The 21770-nt window shown below is 67.1% G+C and carries 17 protein-coding genes; 5 read left to right on the top strand and 12 right to left on the bottom strand.

Annotated features, from left to right (window positions below):
- Nucleotides 1–13 precede the first annotated feature (13 nt).
- The 12 genes from FB600_RS34740 to FB600_RS34685 form a co-directional block, all read right to left on the bottom strand.
- The gene (locus tag FB600_RS34740) at nucleotides 14–979 is read right to left on the bottom strand and encodes an acyl-CoA desaturase (RefSeq protein WP_036033356.1); all 966 of its coding nucleotides are present in this window, start codon (nucleotides 977–979) and stop codon (nucleotides 14–16) included.
- A 51-nt stretch (nucleotides 980–1030) separates the two neighbouring features.
- Entirely contained in the window at nucleotides 1031–1984 is a 954-nt protein-coding gene (locus tag FB600_RS34735) for an acyl-CoA desaturase (RefSeq protein ID WP_036033355.1), read from the bottom strand.
- 2 nt (nucleotides 1985–1986) lie between these two features.
- Complete coding sequence (locus FB600_RS34730) at nucleotides 1987–3705, bottom strand: fatty acyl-AMP ligase (protein ID WP_226285248.1); 1719 nt, start codon at nucleotides 3703–3705, stop codon at nucleotides 1987–1989.
- Between the two features lie 218 nt (nucleotides 3706–3923).
- Nucleotides 3924–4934, bottom strand: a complete 1011-nt coding sequence (locus FB600_RS34725) for a helix-turn-helix transcriptional regulator (RefSeq protein WP_226285249.1) — start codon at nucleotides 4932–4934, stop codon at nucleotides 3924–3926.
- Nucleotides 4935–4988: 54 nt separating this feature from the next.
- Nucleotides 4989–7241, bottom strand: a complete 2253-nt coding sequence (locus FB600_RS34720) for a diguanylate cyclase domain-containing protein (RefSeq protein WP_105829672.1) — start codon at nucleotides 7239–7241, stop codon at nucleotides 4989–4991.
- Between the two features lie 93 nt (nucleotides 7242–7334).
- Nucleotides 7335–8762, bottom strand: a complete 1428-nt coding sequence (locus tag FB600_RS34715; protein WP_105829671.1) for a hypothetical protein — start codon at nucleotides 8760–8762, stop codon at nucleotides 7335–7337.
- The gene (locus FB600_RS34710) at nucleotides 8743–9555 is read right to left on the bottom strand and encodes an outer membrane lipoprotein-sorting protein (RefSeq protein ID WP_036033352.1); all 813 of its coding nucleotides are present in this window, start codon (nucleotides 9553–9555) and stop codon (nucleotides 8743–8745) included. The genes FB600_RS34715 and FB600_RS34710 overlap by 20 nt, the downstream gene beginning before the upstream one ends.
- Entirely contained in the window at nucleotides 9548–10948 is a 1401-nt protein-coding gene (locus FB600_RS34705; RefSeq protein ID WP_105829670.1) for an ABC transporter permease, read from the bottom strand. Before FB600_RS34705 ends, FB600_RS34710 begins: the two co-directional genes overlap by 8 nt.
- Nucleotides 10945–11634: an ABC transporter ATP-binding protein gene (locus FB600_RS34700; RefSeq protein ID WP_017917899.1), complete on the bottom strand. Its 690-nt coding sequence runs from the start codon at nucleotides 11632–11634 to the stop codon at nucleotides 10945–10947. The genes FB600_RS34705 and FB600_RS34700 overlap by 4 nt, the downstream gene beginning before the upstream one ends.
- A 169-nt stretch (nucleotides 11635–11803) precedes the next feature.
- Nucleotides 11804–12508, bottom strand: a complete 705-nt coding sequence (locus FB600_RS34695) for a LytR/AlgR family response regulator transcription factor (protein ID WP_013699861.1) — start codon at nucleotides 12506–12508, stop codon at nucleotides 11804–11806.
- Nucleotides 12496–13578, bottom strand: a complete 1083-nt coding sequence (locus FB600_RS34690; protein ID WP_105829669.1) for a sensor histidine kinase — start codon at nucleotides 13576–13578, stop codon at nucleotides 12496–12498. Before FB600_RS34690 ends, FB600_RS34695 begins: the two co-directional genes overlap by 13 nt.
- Nucleotides 13579–13623: 45 nt before the next feature.
- Nucleotides 13624–14097: a ParB N-terminal domain-containing protein gene (locus tag FB600_RS34685; RefSeq protein ID WP_013699863.1), complete on the bottom strand. Its 474-nt coding sequence runs from the start codon at nucleotides 14095–14097 to the stop codon at nucleotides 13624–13626.
- 161 nt (nucleotides 14098–14258) lie between these two features.
- On the opposite strand from FB600_RS34685, the gene serC reads away from it, so the two are divergent.
- The 5 genes from serC to FB600_RS34660 all read left to right on the top strand — a co-directional run bounded on the left by serC (nucleotide 14259) and on the right by FB600_RS34660 (nucleotide 21714).
- Nucleotides 14259–15350 (top strand): 3-phosphoserine/phosphohydroxythreonine transaminase, encoded by a 1092-nt coding sequence (serC, locus tag FB600_RS34680; protein ID WP_036033346.1) that lies wholly within the window; start codon nucleotides 14259–14261, stop codon nucleotides 15348–15350.
- A gap of 51 nt (nucleotides 15351–15401) precedes the next feature.
- A complete protein-coding gene (locus FB600_RS34675; protein ID WP_226285251.1) occupies nucleotides 15402–16736 on the top strand; it encodes a pyridoxal phosphate-dependent decarboxylase family protein in 1335 nt (444 codons plus the stop codon).
- 178 nt (nucleotides 16737–16914) lie between these two features.
- Nucleotides 16915–19602: a beta-ketoacyl synthase N-terminal-like domain-containing protein gene (locus FB600_RS34670; RefSeq protein WP_105829666.1), complete on the top strand. Its 2688-nt coding sequence runs from the start codon at nucleotides 16915–16917 to the stop codon at nucleotides 19600–19602.
- A gap of 63 nt (nucleotides 19603–19665) precedes the next feature.
- A complete protein-coding gene (locus tag FB600_RS34665) occupies nucleotides 19666–20787 on the top strand; it encodes a ferritin-like domain-containing protein (RefSeq protein ID WP_105829665.1) in 1122 nt (373 codons plus the stop codon).
- 66 nt (nucleotides 20788–20853) lie between these two features.
- Complete coding sequence (locus FB600_RS34660; protein ID WP_080757390.1) at nucleotides 20854–21714, top strand: alpha/beta fold hydrolase; 861 nt, start codon at nucleotides 20854–20856, stop codon at nucleotides 21712–21714.
- Nucleotides 21715–21770: the final 56 nt, after the last annotated feature.

Below are 21770 nucleotides of genomic sequence, written 5' to 3'. Positions count from 1 at the left end.
AGGCAGCCTGGGTTCAGGCCTGGCGGACGCGGCGCGCTTGCCGGTCCGCGGACGTGACCCGACAGACCTCCGAGACGACGCCCAGTTTCTCGAGCACTGCGATCACGCCGCCGCTGATGTCGATCTGCCACCAGGCGAAGGACAGAATCGCCGCGCGAGGGAAGGCGTGATGGTGGTTGTGCCAGGATTCACCCAGGGTGGGCAGCGCGAGCCAAAAATTGTTGGTGCTGAAATCGCGGCTGGCGTAGTCGCGACTGCCGAACACGTGCGCGAACGAGGTGATCCACCAGATCACGTTATGCAGCGCGAACATGCGGATCAGGCCGCCCCACAGAAAACCTTCCAGCGCGCCGTAGGCGCTGCGCGTGAGCAGCCAGCCGAGCGCGGCCGGCAAGACCATGCCCAGCGCGATCCACCAGTAGTAGTGGCGGTTCACCCACATGATCGCGCGATCGGCCAGCAGGTCGCGCGCGTAGAAGTTCGCGTTCGGAACGTCATGCGTGAAGGTCCAGCCGATATAGGCATGCGCGATACCGCGCAGGCGGTTGCGCCAGCCGGGGCCGACCAGGTTGGGCGAATGCGGATCGCCCTCCCGGTCCGCCAGTTCGTGATGCATGCGGTGCAGGGCGGTCCAGAAGATCACCGGGCCCTGTCCCGCCATCGAGCCGAGGATGCCGAGCGTCACCCGCAGCGCGGTCGGCGCGCGATAGCTGCGGTGCGTGAACAAGCGGTGATAGCCAATCGTCAGCCCCATCCCGACCAGCAGGAAGAACGTCAGGAAGATCGCGATCGCCGCGCGCGAGACCGGCGCCACGGCGAATTGCAGCACCGCCGCCGCCAGCACGCCGGACAAGCCCGCCGCCGTGGCGATCGCGGTATGGACGTGCTGGATGCGCCGGATCAGGCGGTTGTCGACGGTTCGTTTGTAGCGGGATGGCGTCGCGGTTTCGATCGCGCACGGGGGATCTGCTTCGCTCATGGCTGGGGTCGGCAAGAGAAAGGTGGGAGTCGGGGGAGGCTCGCGGCGGCGTCAGCCGCGTGGCGACGGCGGCTCGTGGTCCCGCTTGCATGGGCGACGCACGCCCCACGCAAGCCCGAGCCGTTCCAGCAGCAGGATGAACACGCCGCCCGTGTCAAGTTCGTACCACGTCCGGGCGAACAGGGCGGCCGAGCCATCCGCGTGATGGTTGTTGTGCCAGCCCTCGCCGAGCGCGAAGATGCCGAGCAACCAGTTGTTGCGGCTGCTGTCGCCGGTGGGGTAGCGCTGGTAGCCCCACAGGTGGGCCGCCGAGTTGATGCCGTTGGTCAGGTGATAGGTGACGAACAGCCGGATTGGGCCGCCCCACAGCGCGCCGTCGAGCAGGCCGTGCCACGACGCGTCGAAGGCCAGTCCGAGCAGGCCGGGCAGCGCGATGCCGGCGCCGACCCATTTGAAGTAATGCCGCCCGACCCAGCGCACCACCGGGTCCTGCAGCAGGTCCGGGCAGTAGTGCAGCGAATTGACCAGGTCGTGGCGGAATGTCCAGCCGCTGTGGGCATGCCAGAAGCCGCGCCATCGGCCGAGCCTGCGCTCGCCGTCGGTCAGGGGCGAATGCGGGTCCGCGCCGCTGTCCACGCAACGATGATGGCGGCGATGATTGCCGACCCAGTACAGCGGCGGCCCCTGAGCCGCCATGCAGCCCAGGATGGCGAGGCCCGCGCGCAGTACCGACCCGGTCTGGAACGCGCGATGGGTCAGCAGGCGATGGAAACCCACCGTGATCGCCAGGATGGTCAGGAAGCCGGCCGATGCGAGCAGCGCCCACTGCCATGCGCGCACCGTGCCGTCGGCGATTTCCCGCGCACCGTAAAGCGCGGCCAGCGTCGGCACCAGCACGATCAGGCCAGCATGCGCGCGTTGCACGAGACGCCCGCCGCTGGCGGCGAGCGTTGGTGGCTGGCGGCGCGTGGCGCTCTCGCGCGGCGACGAAGGCGATGGTTGCATGATCAGACCTCAAGGGGCGTGGCGGTGTCGAGCGCCTCGAAGCCGCGCGACTCGTACAAGCGGCGGCACTGCGCGCGGCGCACCTTGCCGCTGGTCGTGCGCGGCAACTGTCCGGGCCGGATGAACACGATATCGTGCAATGCGATGCCGAAACCCTCGATCACCGCCACGCGCACCGCGTCCGCGATCCGCGCGGCTTGGCCGTGACGCAGCGCCTGGCGGCTCAGCTCGTGGACCAGGACGACGCGTTCGTCGGACTGGAACACCGCGCCGCCGCCGGGCGTGAGCGCCTCGTCGAGCTGTTGGGCGCAGGCCTCGACGTCCTGCGGGTAATAGTTGCGGCCGCGCACAATCAGCATGTCCTTGAGCCGACCGACGATCAGCAATTGACCGTCGACCACCGTGCCGAGGTCGCCGGTGCGCAGATGCGCTTCGGCGGGCGCGTCGGCCAGCCGAGCCTCGAAGCTGTCCGCGCTCGCCTGCGGATTGCCGAAATAACCCAGGGCGACGCTCGCGCCGCGCAGCCAGATTTCGCCGATCCGGCCGTCCGGCAGCAGGGTGTGGCGATCCGGGTCGACGATGCGCAGCGCGGTGCCCGGGGCAGCCGTGCCGCAACCGATGAAACAGGCCGCGCCAGGCTCGTCGGGCTCGGCGCGCACGACCGCCGCGCCGACGCTCAAGGCGTTCGCGCGCAAGCCGATGGCGGCGGCGCCCTGGCCGTGCCGGGCGCCGGCGACGAACAGCGTGCTTTCCGCCATGCCGTAGCACGGGAACATCGAACTGCCACGCAAGCCCTGCGACGCAAAGCGTTCGACGAAGCGCGCCACGGTCTCGCCGCGCACCGGTTCGGCGCCGATGAAGGCGACCTCCCAGTGGCGCAGCGCCAGCGTTTCCTGCTCGGCCGGATCGATCCGCTTCAGGCACAGCTCGTAGGCGAAGTTGGGGCCGCCGCTGACCGTGCCGGCAAAACGCGAAATGGCGCGCAGCCACCGCAGCGGCTTCTGGATGAAGTCGGTCGGCTGCATGAGCACGCATTGCGCCCCCTGGTGAAGCGGCTGCAGCAGGTTTCCGATCAGGCCCATGTCGTGGTAGTGAGGCAGCCAGCCGACCACTACCGAATCGCGGTGGATACGCATCGCGTTCGCGATGACCCGTTCGTTGGCGTCGAGATTGCCGTGGCTGACCATCACGCCCTTGGGCTGCGCGGTCGATCCCGAGGTGTATTGCAGAAAGGCGATGCGCTCGGCGGGACCGGCGGCGGCCGCCTCGATCAGTCGAAGGTCGGGGGCAAGTCCGCTCAGCGCCTGCTCGTCGAGTTCCGGCCAGGCGAGTCCGGCCAGGGCGTCGAGGCCGGGTCGCAGGGTCTGCCGCTCGCGCCGGCCGGCCAGTACGCAACGCACACTGGCGTCGCGAACGATCGGCAGGATCGCGTCGAGATGCCTCGGCGAAGGCACGGCGACCGGCACCGCCGTTACGCCGGCGGCCAGACAGGCCAGGAACGACTCGATGAATTCGAGCGGATTGACATACAGCAGCAAGGCGCGTTCGCCGCGATGACCGGCTTCGCTCAGCGCCGCGGCGATGGTCGCGACGCGCTCGAGAAGCGCGGCGTAGCTGCGCTCCTCCGCGACGCTTTCCCCCCGGTCGAGCCGAGTGTAGAGCGTCTTGTGCGGGGTACGGGCGCTATGCTCGAGCAGGCGCGCGAGGATGCCGGCACTCATCGCGCGCACCTCCGGGCGAGATTCGATGGTGCGCTGAGGGCTACCCAGAACTGCGGCATCGCTGGCTCCTTGGATTCGCGTCACGGCTCGATTCGGCCTGTCTCCGGAGCGGCTGCCGGCGCGGGGTGCGCGGCGTCTCGAGAGCGGTTGTGCTGAGGCATGTGTGGATCTTATGGGGCGTCGACGGCCTTTTCACCCTCTTGCAGCGGCCGATGAAATCAGGTAAATGGCGGCTCCGCCAGGCAACCCCGGCTGGGGATGTAGCCGCCCAGCAGGCCCAGTTGCCGCGCCTTGTGCGCACTGGCGCGAATGTGGCGGCAATCCATTTTTTCGTTGATCCTGCGGAACAGCCGATAGGCTGCGCCGATGGAGATGCCGAGTTCGCTGGCGACGTGCTGTGCCTCGCCTCCGCGATCGATCACCCAGAGGATCGTCAGGTATTCCTGGGTAAGATCGAACTGGCGGATCAGGCCGCTTTGCTGGCGCATCATGCGCCAGTCGAGCAGATCGGCCGCCAGTGCGCGTAGCAAGGGCCGGTTTTCCCACAGACGTTCCTCGGCCCCGGCCTCGCGCAGCGAGGTGCTGACATGGAGCAGCCCGAAGGTGGAGCGGGTGCGATGGTGGGCCGGGAAGAACACGCCCGCCTGGATCTCGTAGGCGCTCGCGTCGACATTGAGCCAGTGGTCGCGCGGCAGCAGGCGGTACAGCTTCGAGCGGCGCGCCGGCGACGCGTCAGCGCGGGCATAGGCCACGGCCGGGTCGGACAGGTAGCCGTGCCGGAACGTATAGAGCTGAGGCCAAGCACCGTTGCCGCCGACCAGGATGTCCTGCCGGACGATATCGTGCTCGTTGGCATCGAGCGTGAACCAGTAATAGAACCAATTTTCCGCGCCGGCGGCCGCGCAGGCGCGGTGCACCGGTTCGAACAACTGCGCCTCGTTGCTGGCGTCGGCGATGTTGGCCAGACGCGCGCCGCCGGCAGACGCGCCATGGACCGACTGGCGCTCGGCTTCGTTCAGCAGCAGATGGTAGGCGCCCTGGAGTTTCTCGGTGTAGGGGTCGCCGTCGATGAAGGTGCGGGTGACCGGGTTTTCGCCGAACGGCACGAACTGGATGGTGGCGGAGCCCTGCGGGTTGATCGATTCGCGCTCGAGGACGAACCCCGCGCCGGGCGCGCGGCGCAGGCGGAAGGTGATGCGCGTCTGCTCAATCATCACGTGGCGCGTCATCAGGACGTCCGATGACAAAGGGGCGGTAACGAGGGCGCTCGAGTCCATGGCCGCCTACCCGCTCACGATATCGAGGTCGGCGGCCCGCAGCGTGCCGCCGAGATAGGCGCCGAAGCACTCCAGCCCGGCCACCGCGGGCAGCCAGTCGTACTGCGCCTTGCTGTCGACGCCACCGACCAGCGGGCGCAGACCCAGTTCGCCGCACAGCGTGATCAGGGCACGCGCAATCGCGCTGGCGGAGCGATTGGCGGGAACGTGCCGCAGCAAGGCCGGCGAAAAGAACAGGCCGTCGAGCGTGAGATGGCTGAAGATGTCGAGCGAGCATTCCCCCCCGTGATTGATCTCCAGGAAGGCGGAGGCGCCCTGCTTGCGCAGCTCGACGATCTTCGCGAGGGTCGAGTCGCTTAATTGATCGGGGGTGAAGTCGTAGAGGATCAGACGCAGCCGGTCGGGCGGCAAGGGCAGCGAGGTCAGGTCCGGAATCGTATTGGAGTCGGCCAGCAGCGCGGCCGAGATCCGCACGTGCAGCGCGAGATCGCGGCGGCTGCCGCGTTCGTGGAGCGCCAGCGCGCCGCTGGCCTCCCGCAGGGCATGGCTCTGCAAGGCATAGGCCAGCCCTTTCCTGCGCGCGATGCCCATGAAGCACGATTCGTGCATCAATCCAGCCTGCGGGCTGCGCCAGAACAGTTCCGACATCACGCCGGTTTGCCGGCGATTCGCGAGCGTGATCACCGGCATCAGGCGGATCGACAGGCCGCCGTTGTTCAGGGCATTGACCAGTCCGTCCATCGTGCCCAGTTCTCGGCTCGCCGTGTCGGCCATCAGTTGCGAATAGATCGCATATTCGCTGTGGCCCGAGCGCCGCGTCGATTTCTTGGCCACATCCATCGCGGCGGTCGCGTTCGCACGCAGCGTGGCGCTGTCGCAGGCCCCCAATTCCGTGCTGGCTATGCCGATGCTGACCCGCAAGGGGTAGGTGCGTCCGCGCAAACCGAATGCCACGGCGAACTGATCGATCAGCGCGCGCGCGGCGGCCAACGCGAGCGACGAGGCGCCGCCGGCGTGCAGCCCGATCATGAACTCGTCGCCGCCGGTGCGCGCCGCGACCGCAGTGTGACCGGCGATGCATCGGACGCGGTCGGCCACCTGGCGCAGCAAGGCGTCGCCGACGTCGTAGCCCATCGTCTCGTTGACCTGGCCGAAGCGGTGCAGGTCGATCGCCAGCAGGGCGACCGGTTCGTTCGAGCTGCCGTCCAGCCGTGCCTGCAGGAAGGCGGCCAGCTTGTGGCGGTTGCCCAGGCCGGTCAGCGCGTCGGTCTCGGCCATCTCGCGGGTGATCGCGTTGCGTGATGCCAGATCCCGCGCGTACAGGATTGTCGGGACGGCCGCCACCAGCAGCGCGCACAGGATCAGGCCGCCCACCGCGAAATAGACGTGCGCGCGCGCGAGGTGATGACGATACACGTCGGCCTCGGCCAGGCCGATCAAGGCGACCAGCGGGTAGCCAGGCACGCTCTGCCTCGCGTAGATGCGCGCCTGGTCCGTCACCGGGTCCGGGCCTTCCCAGGTGCTGCCGCGCGAGCGCGGATCGTAGACGTTCAGGGCGGGGCCGTCGGCCGTGGTGCCCGCCGCCGCGTCGGTACGGGAGAGCAACACGTCGTTCCAGCGGAACACCGCGCCGATACCGTGCGCACCGACATTGGCGCTGCTGATGAAACCCGCAGAGAGGAAGTCCGGCGATTTGGAGATCACCACCACCCCGGCAAACGCGCCGTCGGGGCGGTTAATGCGGCGCGAAAGCTGCAGCGTCCATTGGCCGGAAATGCGGCCGACCACCGGCGCGCCGATGTATAAGCCGGTATCCGGATGGTTCTGCTGGGCCACGAAATGCGCGCGGTCGGCCAGGACGATCCGCGAGGCCGGCGTGGCCGGCCACGATTCGGTCTGCCAGCCGCCGACGTCGGCGATGGTCACCAGGGTGGCGTCTCCCGGTTCGATCAGCCGCCGAGCCACCATCTCCTTGAGCGACAGCGGATGCGTGCCCTGCGATTCGAACGCGACGAACCGGGCCAGCACGTCGGTGTCGCTCAGTGCCTGCTTGAGATGGAGCGCATAGGAGTCGGCCAGCAGCACCGCGCTGCGCACGGCGTTGTCATGGACGGCCTGGTGGTCCGCCGCGACCAAGCGGAAGGTCCCGACGCAGACGGCTAGGCCAAGCAACAGGAACAGCGCGGCGAGCCAGTACGTGATCCGCGTGCCGCTGCGGGTGGGGCTCACGGTGGTCTCGGAAAGGCGTTCAGGGTTCATGGGGCGTGACGTTGGCATGACGGGGAGGATGATGGCCGGGCGGTCGGGGCGAGGTCACGGTCCGCGCCCGGTGTGCTGGCGAGCGGCGCATCGTCAGAGATAGCACTTGAGGGACAGCAGGTACTCGCCGCTCGTGCTGTCGCTGCCGAATTCGGAGAGCTTCTTGCCGAACTTTCTTTCGGCCTGGAACTGCACGCGCCAGCGATCGGAAATCCGGTAGTCGAGACTCGCGTTGAGCAGGTAGGAGTGGGTTTCGAGATCGGCCACCACGAAGGTCGCGAAAGTCAGGTGGCGCAGCACGAGATCGTCCTGCTCGATGCGCAGGAAGGCGGTCTGGCGATCCTCGAGCTGCCGCATCTCGGAACCGTAGGTGCGCATGTACCAGAACTCGCTCGAGGCCAGCGATGCACTGGGCGCGCCCGGCTTGCCCATCGCGAACCAGCGGTTCCACTCGGCGCGCGACAGGCCGGCCTGGTTGTAGTTGTAGCTGAGGATGATGTTCAGCTTCGAGAGGGTGGTGTAGTTGAAGCCCGTCGAGAGCTGGTTCTGAAACGATGCGCCGCCGTATCCGCCCAGTGCCGGCGTGTCGGGCCCGAAGGCGCCGGTCGATATGCCGTACTGGAACGCTTCGCTGGAAAACGACGGGCTGTTGCCGCCCGCCCATTCGAAAAAAAAGGTCGAGGCCTCGTTGATCCCCTTGGTCAGGTTGAGGCCGAACTTCCAACGGTTGTCTTCATGATAGACCAGCACTTCGGGGCTGAAGTCGGCGCCGAAATCGTGGTTGGCCTTGATCATGAAGCGATTTGAGAAATTGGTGCGATCCAGCTGCAGCCCAGCGCCGGTCGTGAACTGCCGGATCGCCCCGGGTTCGGCCAGTTTCGGCGAGTAAATCGCGCTGAGGGTGCCGCTTTCGAATACCTTCTCCCAGCGAACCATGAAGCTGCCCAGGCGGTCGTTGGTCCAGCTCGCGTAGTCGTGCGTGAAGGTATCGACCGTGGCGTGTTCCCGGAAAAAATCGGTCGGGTTATAGCTGACGCCCACGCCGTTGTTGACGTTGATCCGGCCGACGTCGATGAACGAGCCGGGAACCACCCGGGTCCTGGCGTACAGCTCTCGCAGGTCGAGGCGGGCCGAGCGGCTTTCGAGCGAGACGTTACCGTAGCCATAACCCTCCAGCGCCGATGCCTTGATGCTGGAAAACAGATAAACGCTGTCCGAGGCGCGCCATTGCGCGCGATTGTCGATATAGAAGCGCATCAGATTATCCGGGTCGCGCACGTGGTCGGGGATAGGGATATCGTGCGCGGCGGGCAGCCATTCGCGATCGATGCCGAGCAGAGTGGTCTGGGTGAGGGTGCTGCTGCTGGCCGCCGGACCGGCTCCGGCTTGCGTCGGTGCGTCGAGGATAGCCGCCGGCACGGTGTCCGAGGCGGCGCCGACGCTGCCCGCCACCTGAGCATGGCAGAGCGGCGCGACCGCTAGGCCGACCAACCATGCCAGGCTAGCGCGCGCCGGCATCATTGGAGCGAACGTAGGGCAGGTAGCCGCGCTGATACCAGTTCTCGGGAATGTCGACGGCGGTGTACTGCGTGAAATCCATGCGGGTGATCACGTTCGGATCAACCTCGTCGAGAATAATCGCCTCGGCGAGCCGCATGCCGCCCAGTGCCTTGACGTACTGCCGGTAATACACCACCTTCAGCGGCCGGCCGCTGTCCGCGTAATAGCGGCCCTTCACGGCAACCATTTGATCCTTGTCGATCCAGTAGTCGGCTTTCTGGTAGATCGCCTGGGTGTCGGCCGCGACCAGCAGCAGATGCCAGCATCGGCGATCGTGCTGGTCGGCGTCCTTGATGGTTTCCTCGCCCACCAGGCTGGCGGTGAATTCCTTGGCGAAGTTCAGCGTGAGCACGTCCGCGTTCGAGGCCTGCCCGAGCAGCCGTTGCTGCGGGGAGATGCGAACGCTCGCCGAGGAGACCGGATCGAAGAACCACATCGCGTGGCCGGTCTGCAGCAGGATCTTGCCGGCATCGCGCGCGGGCTCGACGTATTGCACGAGATTGCGGAACTGGCCGGTGTTGGGTTCGATCTTCGAATACACGTGCAGGAACATCGAACTCTTGGGCACGCCGTGGTCGTATTCGACCAGTTGATCGGAGACGCGGAAGGCGACGTCGGAGTTGCGGGAGCGGTCCGCCTCGGCGAGGATCTGCTGGGCCGACGGCGCGCCCGGCGCCGGGCTCTGGGCGCAGGCGCCGCGCAGTCCCGCGCCGGCCAGCAGGAGCAGCAACAGGGCGCATCGATGCTTAGACATGACGCAGTGCCTCCACCACGGTTTTCTTGCCGGCGCGGCTGGCCGGGGCGAACGAGGCGATCGTCGCGACCGCGACCAGCACGCCCCAGGTGCCGTAGATCAACAACCAGTTGCCGGCCAGGTAGAGACGGAACGGTACCTTGTCGGAATCCGAGGGTGGCGTCCAGCGCAGCCCGCAGGAATTGATCACCCAGACGATCAGCGCCGCCGCGACTAGGCTCAGGGTCGCGCCGGTCAAGCCCAGGATCAGGCCTTCCACCACGAACTGCGTCCAGACCTCGGAGCGCTGCACGCCCAATGCGCGGCAGGTGCCGATTTCGCTGGTGCGCTCCATCACGCTCATGCTCATGGTGTTGACGATGGTGAACAGCACGATCACGCCGATGATGATGGCGATGAAGGTGAAGATGAAGCTGAAGAAATTGATGACCTGCCGGTAGAAGGGCGTGAGCTCCTCGTAGTCGCGCACCTCGAGATCGAGCCCTTGCGCGCGAAACAGCCGGTTCAGCTCAGCGCGCGCGCGCGGCACGTCCGCGGTGTGGTGCAGCTGGATCACGATGCCGGTGACCTTGTGTTCGCCGCGTCCGTAGAGCAGGTCCTGCGCGAGTTTTAGCTGCATGACGACATAGTTGTCGTCGAGTTCCTTGAGCCCTTCCGACTCGGCCCGGTCGATGGTGACGCTGACCACGTTGGGCGCGCCGGCGGCGGTGGCCGCGAGCAGATCGATGCTCGGCCGCGTGCGTTTGGCCGCGGTGCCGGACTGGGCGGTGGCGGCGGCTTCCTGGGCCACCAGCGCGCTGAAGTCGGCCGGCGGCGCGCTCGCCGCCGCCGGATCGCTGGTCGGTACCGGCAAGGGCTTGCATTTCGGAATGTGCAGCTCGCGGCACAAACCCAGCATCCGCCCGACGCCCATCCCGACAATCGCGCTGTCGGCCGTCTTCAGCGGCACGCCCGGCGGCCCGTAGCTGAAGTGGTAGTCGTTCCATTGCTGCATGCGGAAACGGTCCGCCGGCACAATGCCTTCTCCGAAGAAGGTCTTCGACACGTCCTTCGGGTAGTTGCCCGCGATGCCGAAGACGGCCTGGATCGGCGTGGCGACCGCGATCAGCGGCGCGAGCTCGGGATCGTCGACGATCAGCTGGCGCACGCGTTGGTAATCGCCGATGCCATAGGCGACCGGGTTGCCAGAGCCGAAGTCGTAATAGCCTTTCTTGTAGACGGTCAGATGCCCCACGCGTTTCACGGTGGAAGTCTGGAAGTCGAGAATGATGTAGCCGAGCAGCGCGCCGAGCAGTAGCACCGCGATTCCGCCGATGGCCACTGTCATCAGGGTCATCAGCGAGCGGCGACGGTTGCGGAATACGTTCCGGAAAGCGATCTTGAGCACTCTCATGGCGTCACCGTCTGTTCGATCTGATGGATCGCGCCGTCCAGGATCGTGATGGTTCGGTCGGCATGTCCCATTAGCTTGGGATCGTGGGTCGAGAAGATGAAGGTGGTCGAGTACTCGTGCTGCATGTCGCGCATTAGCGAGACGATGTTCTCGCCGGTGCGCGAATCGAGATTGGCGGTCGGTTCGTCGGCCAGCACCAGCGATGGACGCTTGACCAGTGCCCGGGCGATCGCCACGCGCTGCTTCTGGCCGCCGCTGAGCTGGTTCGGGCGCTGGTCGCGCTGCTCATAGAGGCCCACGGCATGCAGGATCTCCAGCGTGCGCAGCTTGCGCTCGGCCGCCGGCGTCTTGCGCAGCAGCAGCGCGTATTCGACGTTCTCGTAGGCAGTCAGGACCGGGATCAGGTTGAAGTTCTGGAAAATGAAGCCGATCTCGTGCGAGCGGAACGCGGTCAGCTGCTGATCCGGCCAGCCGGTGACGTCCTTGCCGTTGAAGCCGATGGTGCCGCCCGAGGGACGGTCGATGCAGCCGATCAGATTCAGCAAGGTGGTCTTGCCGCTGCCGGACGGACCGACCAGCATGGTGAAGCGTCGGTCCGGGATCTCCAGGTTGATGCTCCGGAGCGCGTGGACTTCGACGCTGCCTTCCCGGTAAGTCTTGGAAACGCCCTCGATACGCAGATACATGGATGGGACTCCTTCGCGATAGGCGGCCGCTCAGGGATGACCTGATCGGCATGGCTCGAGGCCAACGGGTTCGAGACGTCGGAAGCTTAGTTCGACGTCCGTGCCGCGGCCATCGCGATGGGACGAGTTGGGTCTGTGCCGGGGCGAACCGGAGAGCGCGAGGGAGGGTTCAGGACTGCAGGCTCTGGATCAGCGCGGCGCGATGCTGGCGGCTGCACGGCACCTCGGCGCCGCTGCGCAGGATCACCGTCGCATCGCCCTTGGCGCGCGCGCGCACCGCGACCACGGCGCCGAGCGCCACCGCCGCGCCGCGATGGGTGCGCACCATGGCCGGCCCGAGGTCCTTGAGCAGGGCGGCTAGGGTGCGGCGCATCAGCAGGCTGCGGCCGGGCAAATGGATGTTGACGTAGTTGTCGGCCGCCTCCAGCCATTCAATGTCAGCGCAACGAACCACATGCGTCTGATCGCGATCGGCGATCACCAGATGGGCGGGCACGCCCAGATTCGGGCGCGGGGCTCGGCGAACCGCGCCGGCCAGGCGCTCGATGGCGCGGGCGAGCCGTTCCGGCTCGATCGGCTTGAGCAGGTAGTCGGTGGCATGGGTGTCGAAGGCCCGCAGCGCGTACTGGTCGTAAGCGGTGACGAAGACCAGGGCCGGGCCGTCGTCCGGCAGCGAAGCCGCCACGTCGAAGCCGTCGACTTCGGGCATCTGCACATCGAGGAACACCACGTCGGGCTGGAGCCGGGCGGCCATCTCGAGCGCGCTCCTGCCGTCCGCCGCCTCACCGACCACCTCGAGCTCGGGGAACGCGCCCAGCATGCGCCGCAGCTTGCTGCGCGCCGGCGCCTCGTCGTCGACGATCAACGCGCGCATGGCAGCTCCACGCGCACGATCAGGCCGCCGCCGGGGCGCAAGCGCAGCGAGAGGCCCGCGCGCGTGCCGTACATCGACTGCAGGCGCTCTTCCAGGTTGCCAAGGCCGATGCCGCGCGCGGTGGGCAGGGATTCGAGGTCGCCGTCGTCCTCGATTTCGAACTGCAGCTTGCCGGCGCATTCCCGCGCGCGTATTGAGATGTGGGTGAGGCCGTTGCGGCGCTCGACGACATGGCGGAAGCAGTTTTCCAGCAGCGGCTGGAGGCCGAGCGTGGGAACCCGGCAAGCCTGCGCGGGAGCGTCGATCTCCCAGTGGATCCGGACATGGTCGGCGAAGCGCTGGGTCATGATGTCCGCGTAGGCGCGCAGCAGCGCGAGTTCGTCGGCGAACGGCTGTTCGGGGCGCCGGCTGGCGTCAGTGGCCGCGCGCAGCAAGGTGGCCAGCCGTGTGAGCAGGAGGTCGGCGGTATCGGGGTCACTGTGGATCAGCGAGGAAATCGTGTTCAGCGCGTTGAACAGGAAATGCGGCTGCAATTGCTGGGTGAGCTGCAGGAGTTGCGCCTGGCGCGCCAGATTGGCCTGTTGCTCGGTGCGCAGGCGCTCGTTGACCCACGCGCCGTACGATTGCAGCCCGAAGTGGATGCCGCCGAACAGCAGATAGAACAGCAGGAACTTGCTCGCCTCGTAAGCCAACACCTCGGACCAGGGGCCGTGGCGCCAGGGCATGCCGGCGAGCCGATACGAGCCGATGCGCAGCGCCAGGATCGTGACCATGTAGCCGACCAGTTGCAGCGGCATCCATGCCCACATGCGGATGAACCATCGCACCGGCTGACCGAGCAGGCCGTCGAGTTGCCGGGCGCGTCGGGTCTGCATCACGGCGAGCACCGAGGTGGCGAGGGCGGCCGCGCCGTAGTTGACCAGCGGTTCCCAGACATGCCGGCCGCCCGACCACAGATACTCCTCGATGCCGACCACCAGCATCAACATCCAGAATGTGACCCAGGGCACCGCGAGACGGCCCCACAGGCGCGACTGTGTAAAACCGTCGAACGGGTAGCTGGTCTTCATGACAACAATGTCGCGAGTCCTTTCGTGAGCCCGGTCTGGCGCCCTTTACTGATCGGTTGCGGCTGGCATGCCGTGCACATTATCGCTTGCCGGGCCGTCCCGCAACTGCACGAGCGAGACCCGGCAGTCGAACGTGTCGTCGTCGCGCAGCCGATGTCGGGTGGTTTTCGCCGGATAGGGAGAGCGCGTCAGGCCACGCAGGATCACGTCGATCGGACCGAGATCGAGTTCCGGACGGCGCGATTCCAGCACGACCTGCGAATAGTCGAGCATTAGGCACGGCACCCGGGCGTAACCACGCCGCAGCGCGAATTCCCGCCGGTGATGCCCGTCCATGATGACGCCGCTGGTGCGCTCGACCCAGACAGGATGGCGCCAGTATCCGGCCGCCTCGATTTCGAGCGACACCTCCCGCACCCGCGCCTCGATGAACGCCTCGGTGGGCCGTAGCCGTGCGGGAGGCAACAGAATGATGCGCCTGCTCAGGCGGAGCGCCGCCGTGCCTCGGGCTTCGTTCATGAGTTGGTTTGTCAGTGTAGTTATTCGCTCTTTACCCGCTTTCTCGTGACATTGCAAGAGGATGAAAAGGCATGCCGCCTTGATTAGCCTGCCCTTGCATTGATCCGGGCGCGGTCCGAACGACATGGCAACCGGATATCCATTTTCTGAGCGAGGGCAACGTGGAGCTTCAATACAATTTTTCGGGCGGCCCCGGCGCGCTGCCTCCGACCGTATTGGACCAGGCTCGGGAAATGATCCTCCGGGTTCCCGAGGCGGGTCTTTCGGTGCTCGGCATCAGTCACCGCTCTGCCTGGTTCCGCGACACGCTCGACGAAGCCGAGGCGAATATCCGCAGCCTGCTGAGGGTTCCCGACGGCTACCACGTGTTGTTCCTGCAGGGCGGAAGCACCTTGCAGTTCACGATGCTGGCGATGAACTTCGGCGAACTGGGCAGTTGCGCGCCGGCCTACATTTCGTCGGGATACTGGAGCCGCAAGAGCGTGTCGGACTCAGGCATCGCCGAGCGCCTGAACGTCGCCTGGAACGGCGAGGGGGACGGCTTTCGCCGGGTGCCGATGGCTTCCGAGCTGAAGATCGAGCCGCGCGCCAGCTATCTGCACTACGTGTCCAACGAGACCGTCGAAGGGCTGCAGTTCTCCGATCATCTAGCGGCGGGCGAGGTACCGGTCTTCTGCGATATGTCTTCCGATTTCATGTCGCGTCCGGTCGATATAGCGCACTACTCGATGATCTATGCCCATGCGCAAAAGAATCTGGGGCCTGCGGGCGTAACGATCGTGATCCTACGCGACGACCTGGTGCAGCGCGCCAGGTCCGGCCTCGCGCATATCCTCGATTACCGCTCGCATATCGCCGCGCGCTCCATCTACAACACGCCGCCGGTGTTTTCCATCTACATCGTGCTGCTGGTGACCCGCTGGATTCGCGAAACGTTCGGCGATCTCGCGCGGCTCGACGCGGCAAATCGCTGCAAGGCCAACCTGCTGTACCGCGTGCTCGACGCCGCGCCGGATTTCTATCTCGGCCATGCGGAGTGCGAATCGCGCTCGCTGATGAACGTCACGTTTCAGTGCCCTACGCCGGCCCTGACCGAGGCATTCCTGCAGCAAGCCCAGCAGGCCGGCCTGCACGGCCTGGGCGGCCATCGTTCGATCGGCGGGGTGCGCGCCTCGCTTTACAACGCGCTCACCGAGCACGAGGCCGACACGCTCGCACAATTCATGACGTCATTCCGGCAAAAACACGCCTGAATGCGTCTCGCGCATTCGCCGGCCGGCACGGCCCCCCGTTTCGAGGACAGCATGTCGGATACTGATACCTCCATCGAGCCCAATGGCGATGCCGGCGCGGCCGCGCGAGCCGATCAGCCGGGCGCCGTGCCGGCCGGTTTACCCGAGGCGGGCACCGCCTGGCCCGAACTGCACGCGCAGCTGCTGGAAATGAAGCGTCGCGACTGGGATCCGTATGCCGGGCGCCTGCCCCTGCATGCGTATTTCGCCGGCGACGAAGTCAAGCGCGTCGCGGAAGCGGCCTTCATGATGTTCGCGCATCAGAACCACCTCGCGCCCAATACCTTCCCGAGCCTCGAACGCATGGAGTCGGAGCTGGTCGCGATGGTCGGTGGCCTGCTGCGGGCCCCGTCCCAGACGAGCGGCAATCTGACTTCCGGCGGCAGCGAAAGCATCATGCTGGCGCTGAAGGCCGCGCGCGATCGCGATCGCGCACGGCGCGGCGGCGCGCACGGCGCTCCGAACATCGTGATTCCCGCCTCCGCGCATCCGGCCTTCGATAAAGGCGCGCATCTGCTGGGCCTGAGGGTGGTGCGGGTCGCGCTCGATCGCAGCCTGCGCTGCCGGGTCGACGCGATGGCCGAGGCGATCGACGAGCAGACCATTCTGCTGGCCGGCTCGCTGCCCTCGCTGCCGTTCGGCAGTGCCGATCCGATCGAGCCGATTGCCCGGCTGGCGGCGCAGCGTGGCATCTGGTGTCACGTCGATGCGTGTCTCGGCGGGCTGGTCGCGCCGTTCGCGGCCGAACTGGGCTACGCGGTGCCCCAGTTCGATTTCTCGGTGCCCGGCGTCAGCTCGATTTCCACCGACCTGCACAAGTTCGGCTATGCGATGAAGGGCGCTTCCTTGTTGCTCTACGCCGACGAGCGCGACCATCGCTACCAGCCGATGGAGTTTCGCGACTGGCCCAAGGGGCTGTATCGCACGCCGACCTTGCTCGGCTCGCGCTCGGGCGGCCCGGTTGCCGCGGCCTGGGCGGTGATGCGCCATCTCGGGCGCAGCGGATATCGCGACGTGACCCGGCGCCTGATGGCGCTGCGCGACGCCTATCTGGCGCGGTTCGCCGAACTGGACGGGCTGGCGGTACTGGGTTCGCCGCCGCTGTCGGTGTTCGCCGTGGCGTCGACCCGACTCGACGTGTTTGTCCTCGCGCAGCGGATGCGCGAGCGGGGCTGGTACATGAGCCTGGTTGCCGATCCGCTGGCCTTCCAGCAGACCCTTAGTCTCGCGCACGAGCCGGTGATGGAATCGTATTTCCAGGATCTGCGCGAGGCACTGGTGGCGAGGGACGAGCCGGCGCGAGCGTCCGGCGGGCCGCGGCCGCGCTGGGACGTCACGACCTATTGAGGGCAGATCGACGCGACGCCGGGCCGTGCTGCTTACCTCGTTTTCATCGCCTTTGCAAATGGATGTGAAGGCTTGTGTCGCCCGCTAATCTCGTCGTATCAGCCTGGCGTGGAGACGCCCGCCGGCAAGCGTAGCGGTTTCCTTATCCCACCCGATCCATCGAGCGAAGGTTGACGGCATGGCGGACAACGCATCGACAGGGCGCGACAGCCAGGCGTCCGTTACCGACCGGCAGGACCCGCGCGCGGCAGCGGCGTCGGTGCCAGACCGGTGGGCGCCCGCTGGTTACGAACCGGTGGCCATCGTCGGCATGGCGTGCCGGATGCCGGGAGCCGCGAACAAGGAGCAGTTCTGGGACGCGCTGCGGGCCGGGCGCGATTGCATCACCGCCTGGCCGCGGCGGCGCTTGCCGGTGGTGGCCTCCCGGCCGGCCCAGGGCGCGAAGGAGGGTGGTTTCCTCGATGGCGTCGACGAGTTCGACGCGGGCTTTTTTCATATTTCGCCGAAAGAGGCGCAGCGGATGGACCCGCAACAGCGTCTGCTGCTCGAGCTTGCCTGGGAGGCACTCGAGGATGCCGGTTGCCCGGCATCGACGATCCGTCATACCGACGGCGGAGTGTTCGTCGGTATTTCGCACAGCGACTACAGCCAGAACCTGTTTTCCGGCACGAGCCCGGTCGACAGTTATTCGAGCTCGGCCAATGCGATCTCGATCTCGGCGAATCGCCTGTCGTTCTGCCTCGACCTGACCGGGCCCAGCATCGCGATCGATACCGCCTGCTCGTCCTCGCTCACCGCCGCGCATCTGGCCTGTACCAGCCTGCGCGAAGGCGAGTGCGGTTTCGCGCTGGTGGCCGGCGTCAACCTGGTGCTCGCGCCCGAGCTGACCAGCGCGCTGGAGCTCGCCGGCATTCTTTCGCCGGACTTTCGCTGCAAGCCGTTTTCGGCGCGCGCCAACGGTTATGTACGCGGCGAGGGCTGCGGCGTGGTCGTGATGAAGCGCCTGGCGCGTGCCGTGGCCGACGGCGATCGCATCTATGCCGTGATCCGGGGCAGCGCGGTGGGCCAGAACGGACGCTCGAACGGCCTCACGTCGCCGAATCCCGGTGCTCAGGAAAGCGTGATGCGCGCCGCGGCCCGACGCGCCGCCATCGATCCGAACAAGATCGACTACGTGGAAACGCACGGCACGGGAACGCATCTGGGCGACCAGATCGAGCTGCTGGCGCTGAGCCGCGTCTATTGCGACCGGCGCGAACCGATACGGCCGCTGCTGCTCGGCGCGGTGAAGTCGAACATCGGCCATCTCGAGGCGGCCGCGGGCATGGCCGGCCTGATCAAGACCTCGCTGGCGCTCCATCACGGCGAATTGCCGGGCAACCTGCATGTCGAGCCGCCCAACGAATCGATCGATTTCGCCGCCTCGCGCATCGAGGTGCTGGGCCGCACGCGAGGCTGGCCCGACACCGGGCGCGCCAAGGCGGCCGGGCTCAGCAGTTTCGGATTCGGCGGCGCGAATGCGCATCTGATTCTCGGCGAAGCCCCGCGGCTGCCGGCACGCCCGGCTGATGGCCCGCGCACGCCTCAGCTGGTGGTGCTGTCCGCGGAGACGGCCGGCGCGCTGCTGCGCCAGGCCTCCCGGCTGTCCGCCTGGCTTGACGCGGCGCAGTCCGGTGCCGGGCACCCGCTGTCCGACTTGGCGTACAGCTTGCTGGCTAGGCGCGATGCGCTGCGTTTTCGGCGTGCGTTCGTGGCCGCCACCGCCATCGATCTTGCCGCGCAACTCGCACGGTTCGCCGGCGCTTGCCGTGAATCGGACTTGACGCGCGCCGCGCGTGTGCGAGCGGCGTTCTGGTTCGGCGAGCCGGGCTGCGGCTGGATCGAGGCGATGGGAGCAGCGTGCGGCAGCGACCCGCATCTGCGCTCTATCGTCGAGCTCGGCGACGAGCGGCTGCGCGCCGGCGGCCAGTCCTGGTCGATCGCCGGATCGCTGGGCTCGCGTGCCGCGCTGCGCACCGGCGCGAAGCGTCGCGCGGCCGCGATCGCCGTGCAACTCGGCCTGATCCACGCCTTGAGGGCACATGGCGTGACGCCGTCCCTCGCGCGCGGCATCGGGGCCGGGCGCATCGCGGCCGGCATGGCGGATGGTAGCTCGACGCTGGAACAGGCCCTGGACGCGTTGACCGGAGACGAGACGGCTGGCGACGCCTCGCCAGCCGGCGATCCGGCGCCGGACGAGGGCGCGCGCACGGTGTGGTTCGTGTGCGGCGGACGACTGCCGGCCCGATACCAGGCCGACGCGGCAGGGGTGATCGAGCTGTCCGGTGATGGCGGCGCGGGTGCCTTGCTCGACGCGCTCGCGACCTGGTACGGCGTCGGCGGCAGCCTGTGCTACCGGGCCGTGGAAGGCGTCGAGCCGCGGCTCGTCTCGCTGCCTGCCTACCCGTGGGAGCGCACCCGTTACTGGTTCGACGCGAGCGCGGCGACACCCGTGGCAGCGCGGCGCGATCCGCCGTTCCCGGCGCCGCAGGCCGACAGCTCGGCACGCGGGGCAAGCGACGAACAAGCGCTGAGCGCGCTCGAAACCTCGCTGCTGTCGATCTGGGAAACCGTCGTCGGCGTGAGCGCATTCGGCGTGACCGAGCGGTTGCTGCGAATCGGCAAGCCGGCGCATATCACGCAGTTCCAGGCCGAGATCGCGAAACGGCTCGGCAAGTCGATCAGCCTCGACAAACTGACCCGATCGCCGACGATTCGCGATCTGGCCCGGGCGCTCGAGGTCGACACGGAAGATCGGCTGACGCTGCAATCGAGACTCAGCCGGGGCGCGGCGCGAAGAAACGCATTCGCGCGTTCGCAGGGATGAAGCCGCGGGCGCGCCGGCAAGGGCATCGAATCCGCATTGTGCAATAGCAAAGGACAACGGTTCATGACAAGCGAATTTCAGTATCCGATTCCGGTCGATCAGACCCGCTGGACCGTAAACGGTCGTCCGGACATGTGTTTCTCCTGGAGCTACGACCAGCATCGCGAATCGCTGCTGTCGCTCTACGAGAAGAGCAAGCGGCGCCAGTGGGATGCCGCCTTGCGGCTGGACTGGAGCCAGCCGGTCGACGAAACGAACCCGATGGGCCTGGACGACGCGTCGATCCCGATTTTCGGCATGCCGATCTGGAAGCGGCTTTCGGAGAAGGAAAAAGGCGAGATCCGGATTCACAGCCAGGCCTACATGATTTCGCAGTTCATGCACGGCGAGCAGGGCGCGCTGATCGCGACCGCGCGCATCGTGCAGTCCGCCCCCGATCTGGACGCGAAATTTTTCGCCGCGACCCAGGCGATGGACGAGGCTCGGCACCTCGAGGTGTATTCCCGGTTCCTGCGGGAACGATTCCCGGTTGCCTATCCGATTTCCGCCGGCTTGCGCGGCCTGCTCGACAACGGGCTCAGCGACGCGCGCTGGGACATGACCTACCTGACCATGCAGGTGCTGATCGAAGGCCTCGCGCTTGCCGCGTTCCAGCGCATTCGCGACATGGCACGGAACACCTTGTCGGCGAGCCTCAACGCCTATGTGATGCAGGACGAGGCCCGGCACGTGGCCTTTGGCCGGGTCGCCTTGCGGGACTACTACCGGAACCTGACGGACGCGGAGCTGGACGAGCGCGAGGCCTTCCTGATCGAGGGCTGCCATCAGATGCTGCAGAGCTGCAGCCAGCGCGAAGTGTGGGAGGCCTTCGGGTTGCCGCTCAAGGAGTGCCTGGGGCTGGAGGAACAGTCGGACAGCGGCAGGCAGTTCCATACCTCGCTGTTTTCCCGGATCGTGCCGATCGTCAAGGGGGTCGGCCTGTGGGGGCCGCGGGTGCGCGAGGCGTTCGAGGCAATGGGCGTGCTCGAGATGGCGGATTTCGACTTGGACAGCCAGACCCGCCACGACGACGAGATCGCCGATCGTTTCGATGCCGAAGCCTATGTCGAGCGCGGGCTGGCCGCGGCGCCGGAACCGGCCGGGCCGCGGGGCGAGCAGACGCCAACCCAGGCGCCGCGAGGCTGAGTCCTGTATGCCGAATTCATCCGCCCCGGCCTCGCCGATACCCCAATCTCCTCTTTTGTCGAAGCCATGAACGGATCCTGCCTGCGTCTTGCCCATTCCGATGGCAGCGTGTCCCATCTCAGGAAATGGGATCACGCCCGCGCCTCCCGCGATCAGATGCCCGCCTGCCTGTTGATACACGGCTTCGGCGAATCGTCGTGCAGTTGGGCCGACTACGGGGCCGCACTGGACTGTTTCGAAGCGGTCTACGCGGTTGATCTGCGCGGCCATGGCGATTCGAGCTGGGATTCGGCCGCGCGTTATGACGTCGAGGGATTTGCCGACGACGTGGTTCACGTGCTGGACCGGCTCGGCCTCGCCGAACTGGCGATCGTCGGTCACTCGCTGGGCGGCGACGTGGCCCTGCAGGTCGCGTCGATGCGCCCCGAACGGGTGCGCGCCGTCGTGATGGTGGACTTCGGTCCCGAGCTCAGCCAGGCCGGGCTGGCGAAGATCTGCACCGATCTTCGTGCCAACCTGCGCGTGTTCGACAGCCGCGAAGCCTTCCTGGATGCCTTGATCGAGGCCCGTCCGCTGGTGGCCAAAGAGGTGGCGGCGCGCATGGCGCGCGACAGCCTGCGCGAGCTCGGCGAGGCGCGCTTCACGCTGAAGCTCGATTGCGCACTGGCCACCTTCGAGCCATCCGATCTGCAGAGTCCGGCGCGCTGCGCGATCGTGTGGGACAAGCTGCGCGCGCTGTCGTGCCCGGTGCTGGTGTTGCGTGGCGCGATGTCCGGCATGTTGAGCCGGGACAGCGCCGAGCGCGCCGCCCGCGGCACGGCGAATGGCACGATGCGCGAAGTGCGGGGCGCGGGTCATGCGGTAATGCTGGACAACCCCGGTGGCTTTCTCGCGGCCACGCGGGAATTTTTCGGCACGCTGCGATGAGCCCGAACCGGCTGGATGCGGCGCGCCGGGCGTGCCGCGAAATCGATGCGCGGGCT

Origin of the sequence: Burkholderia sp. SJZ089 (assembly GCF_007828315.1) — a bacterium.
Lineage (GTDB): Bacteria > Pseudomonadota > Gammaproteobacteria > Burkholderiales > Burkholderiaceae > Burkholderia > Burkholderia gladioli.
The sequence above is the reverse complement of the archived record's forward strand: the minus strand, read 5'-3'. Positions and strand labels throughout refer to the sequence as shown.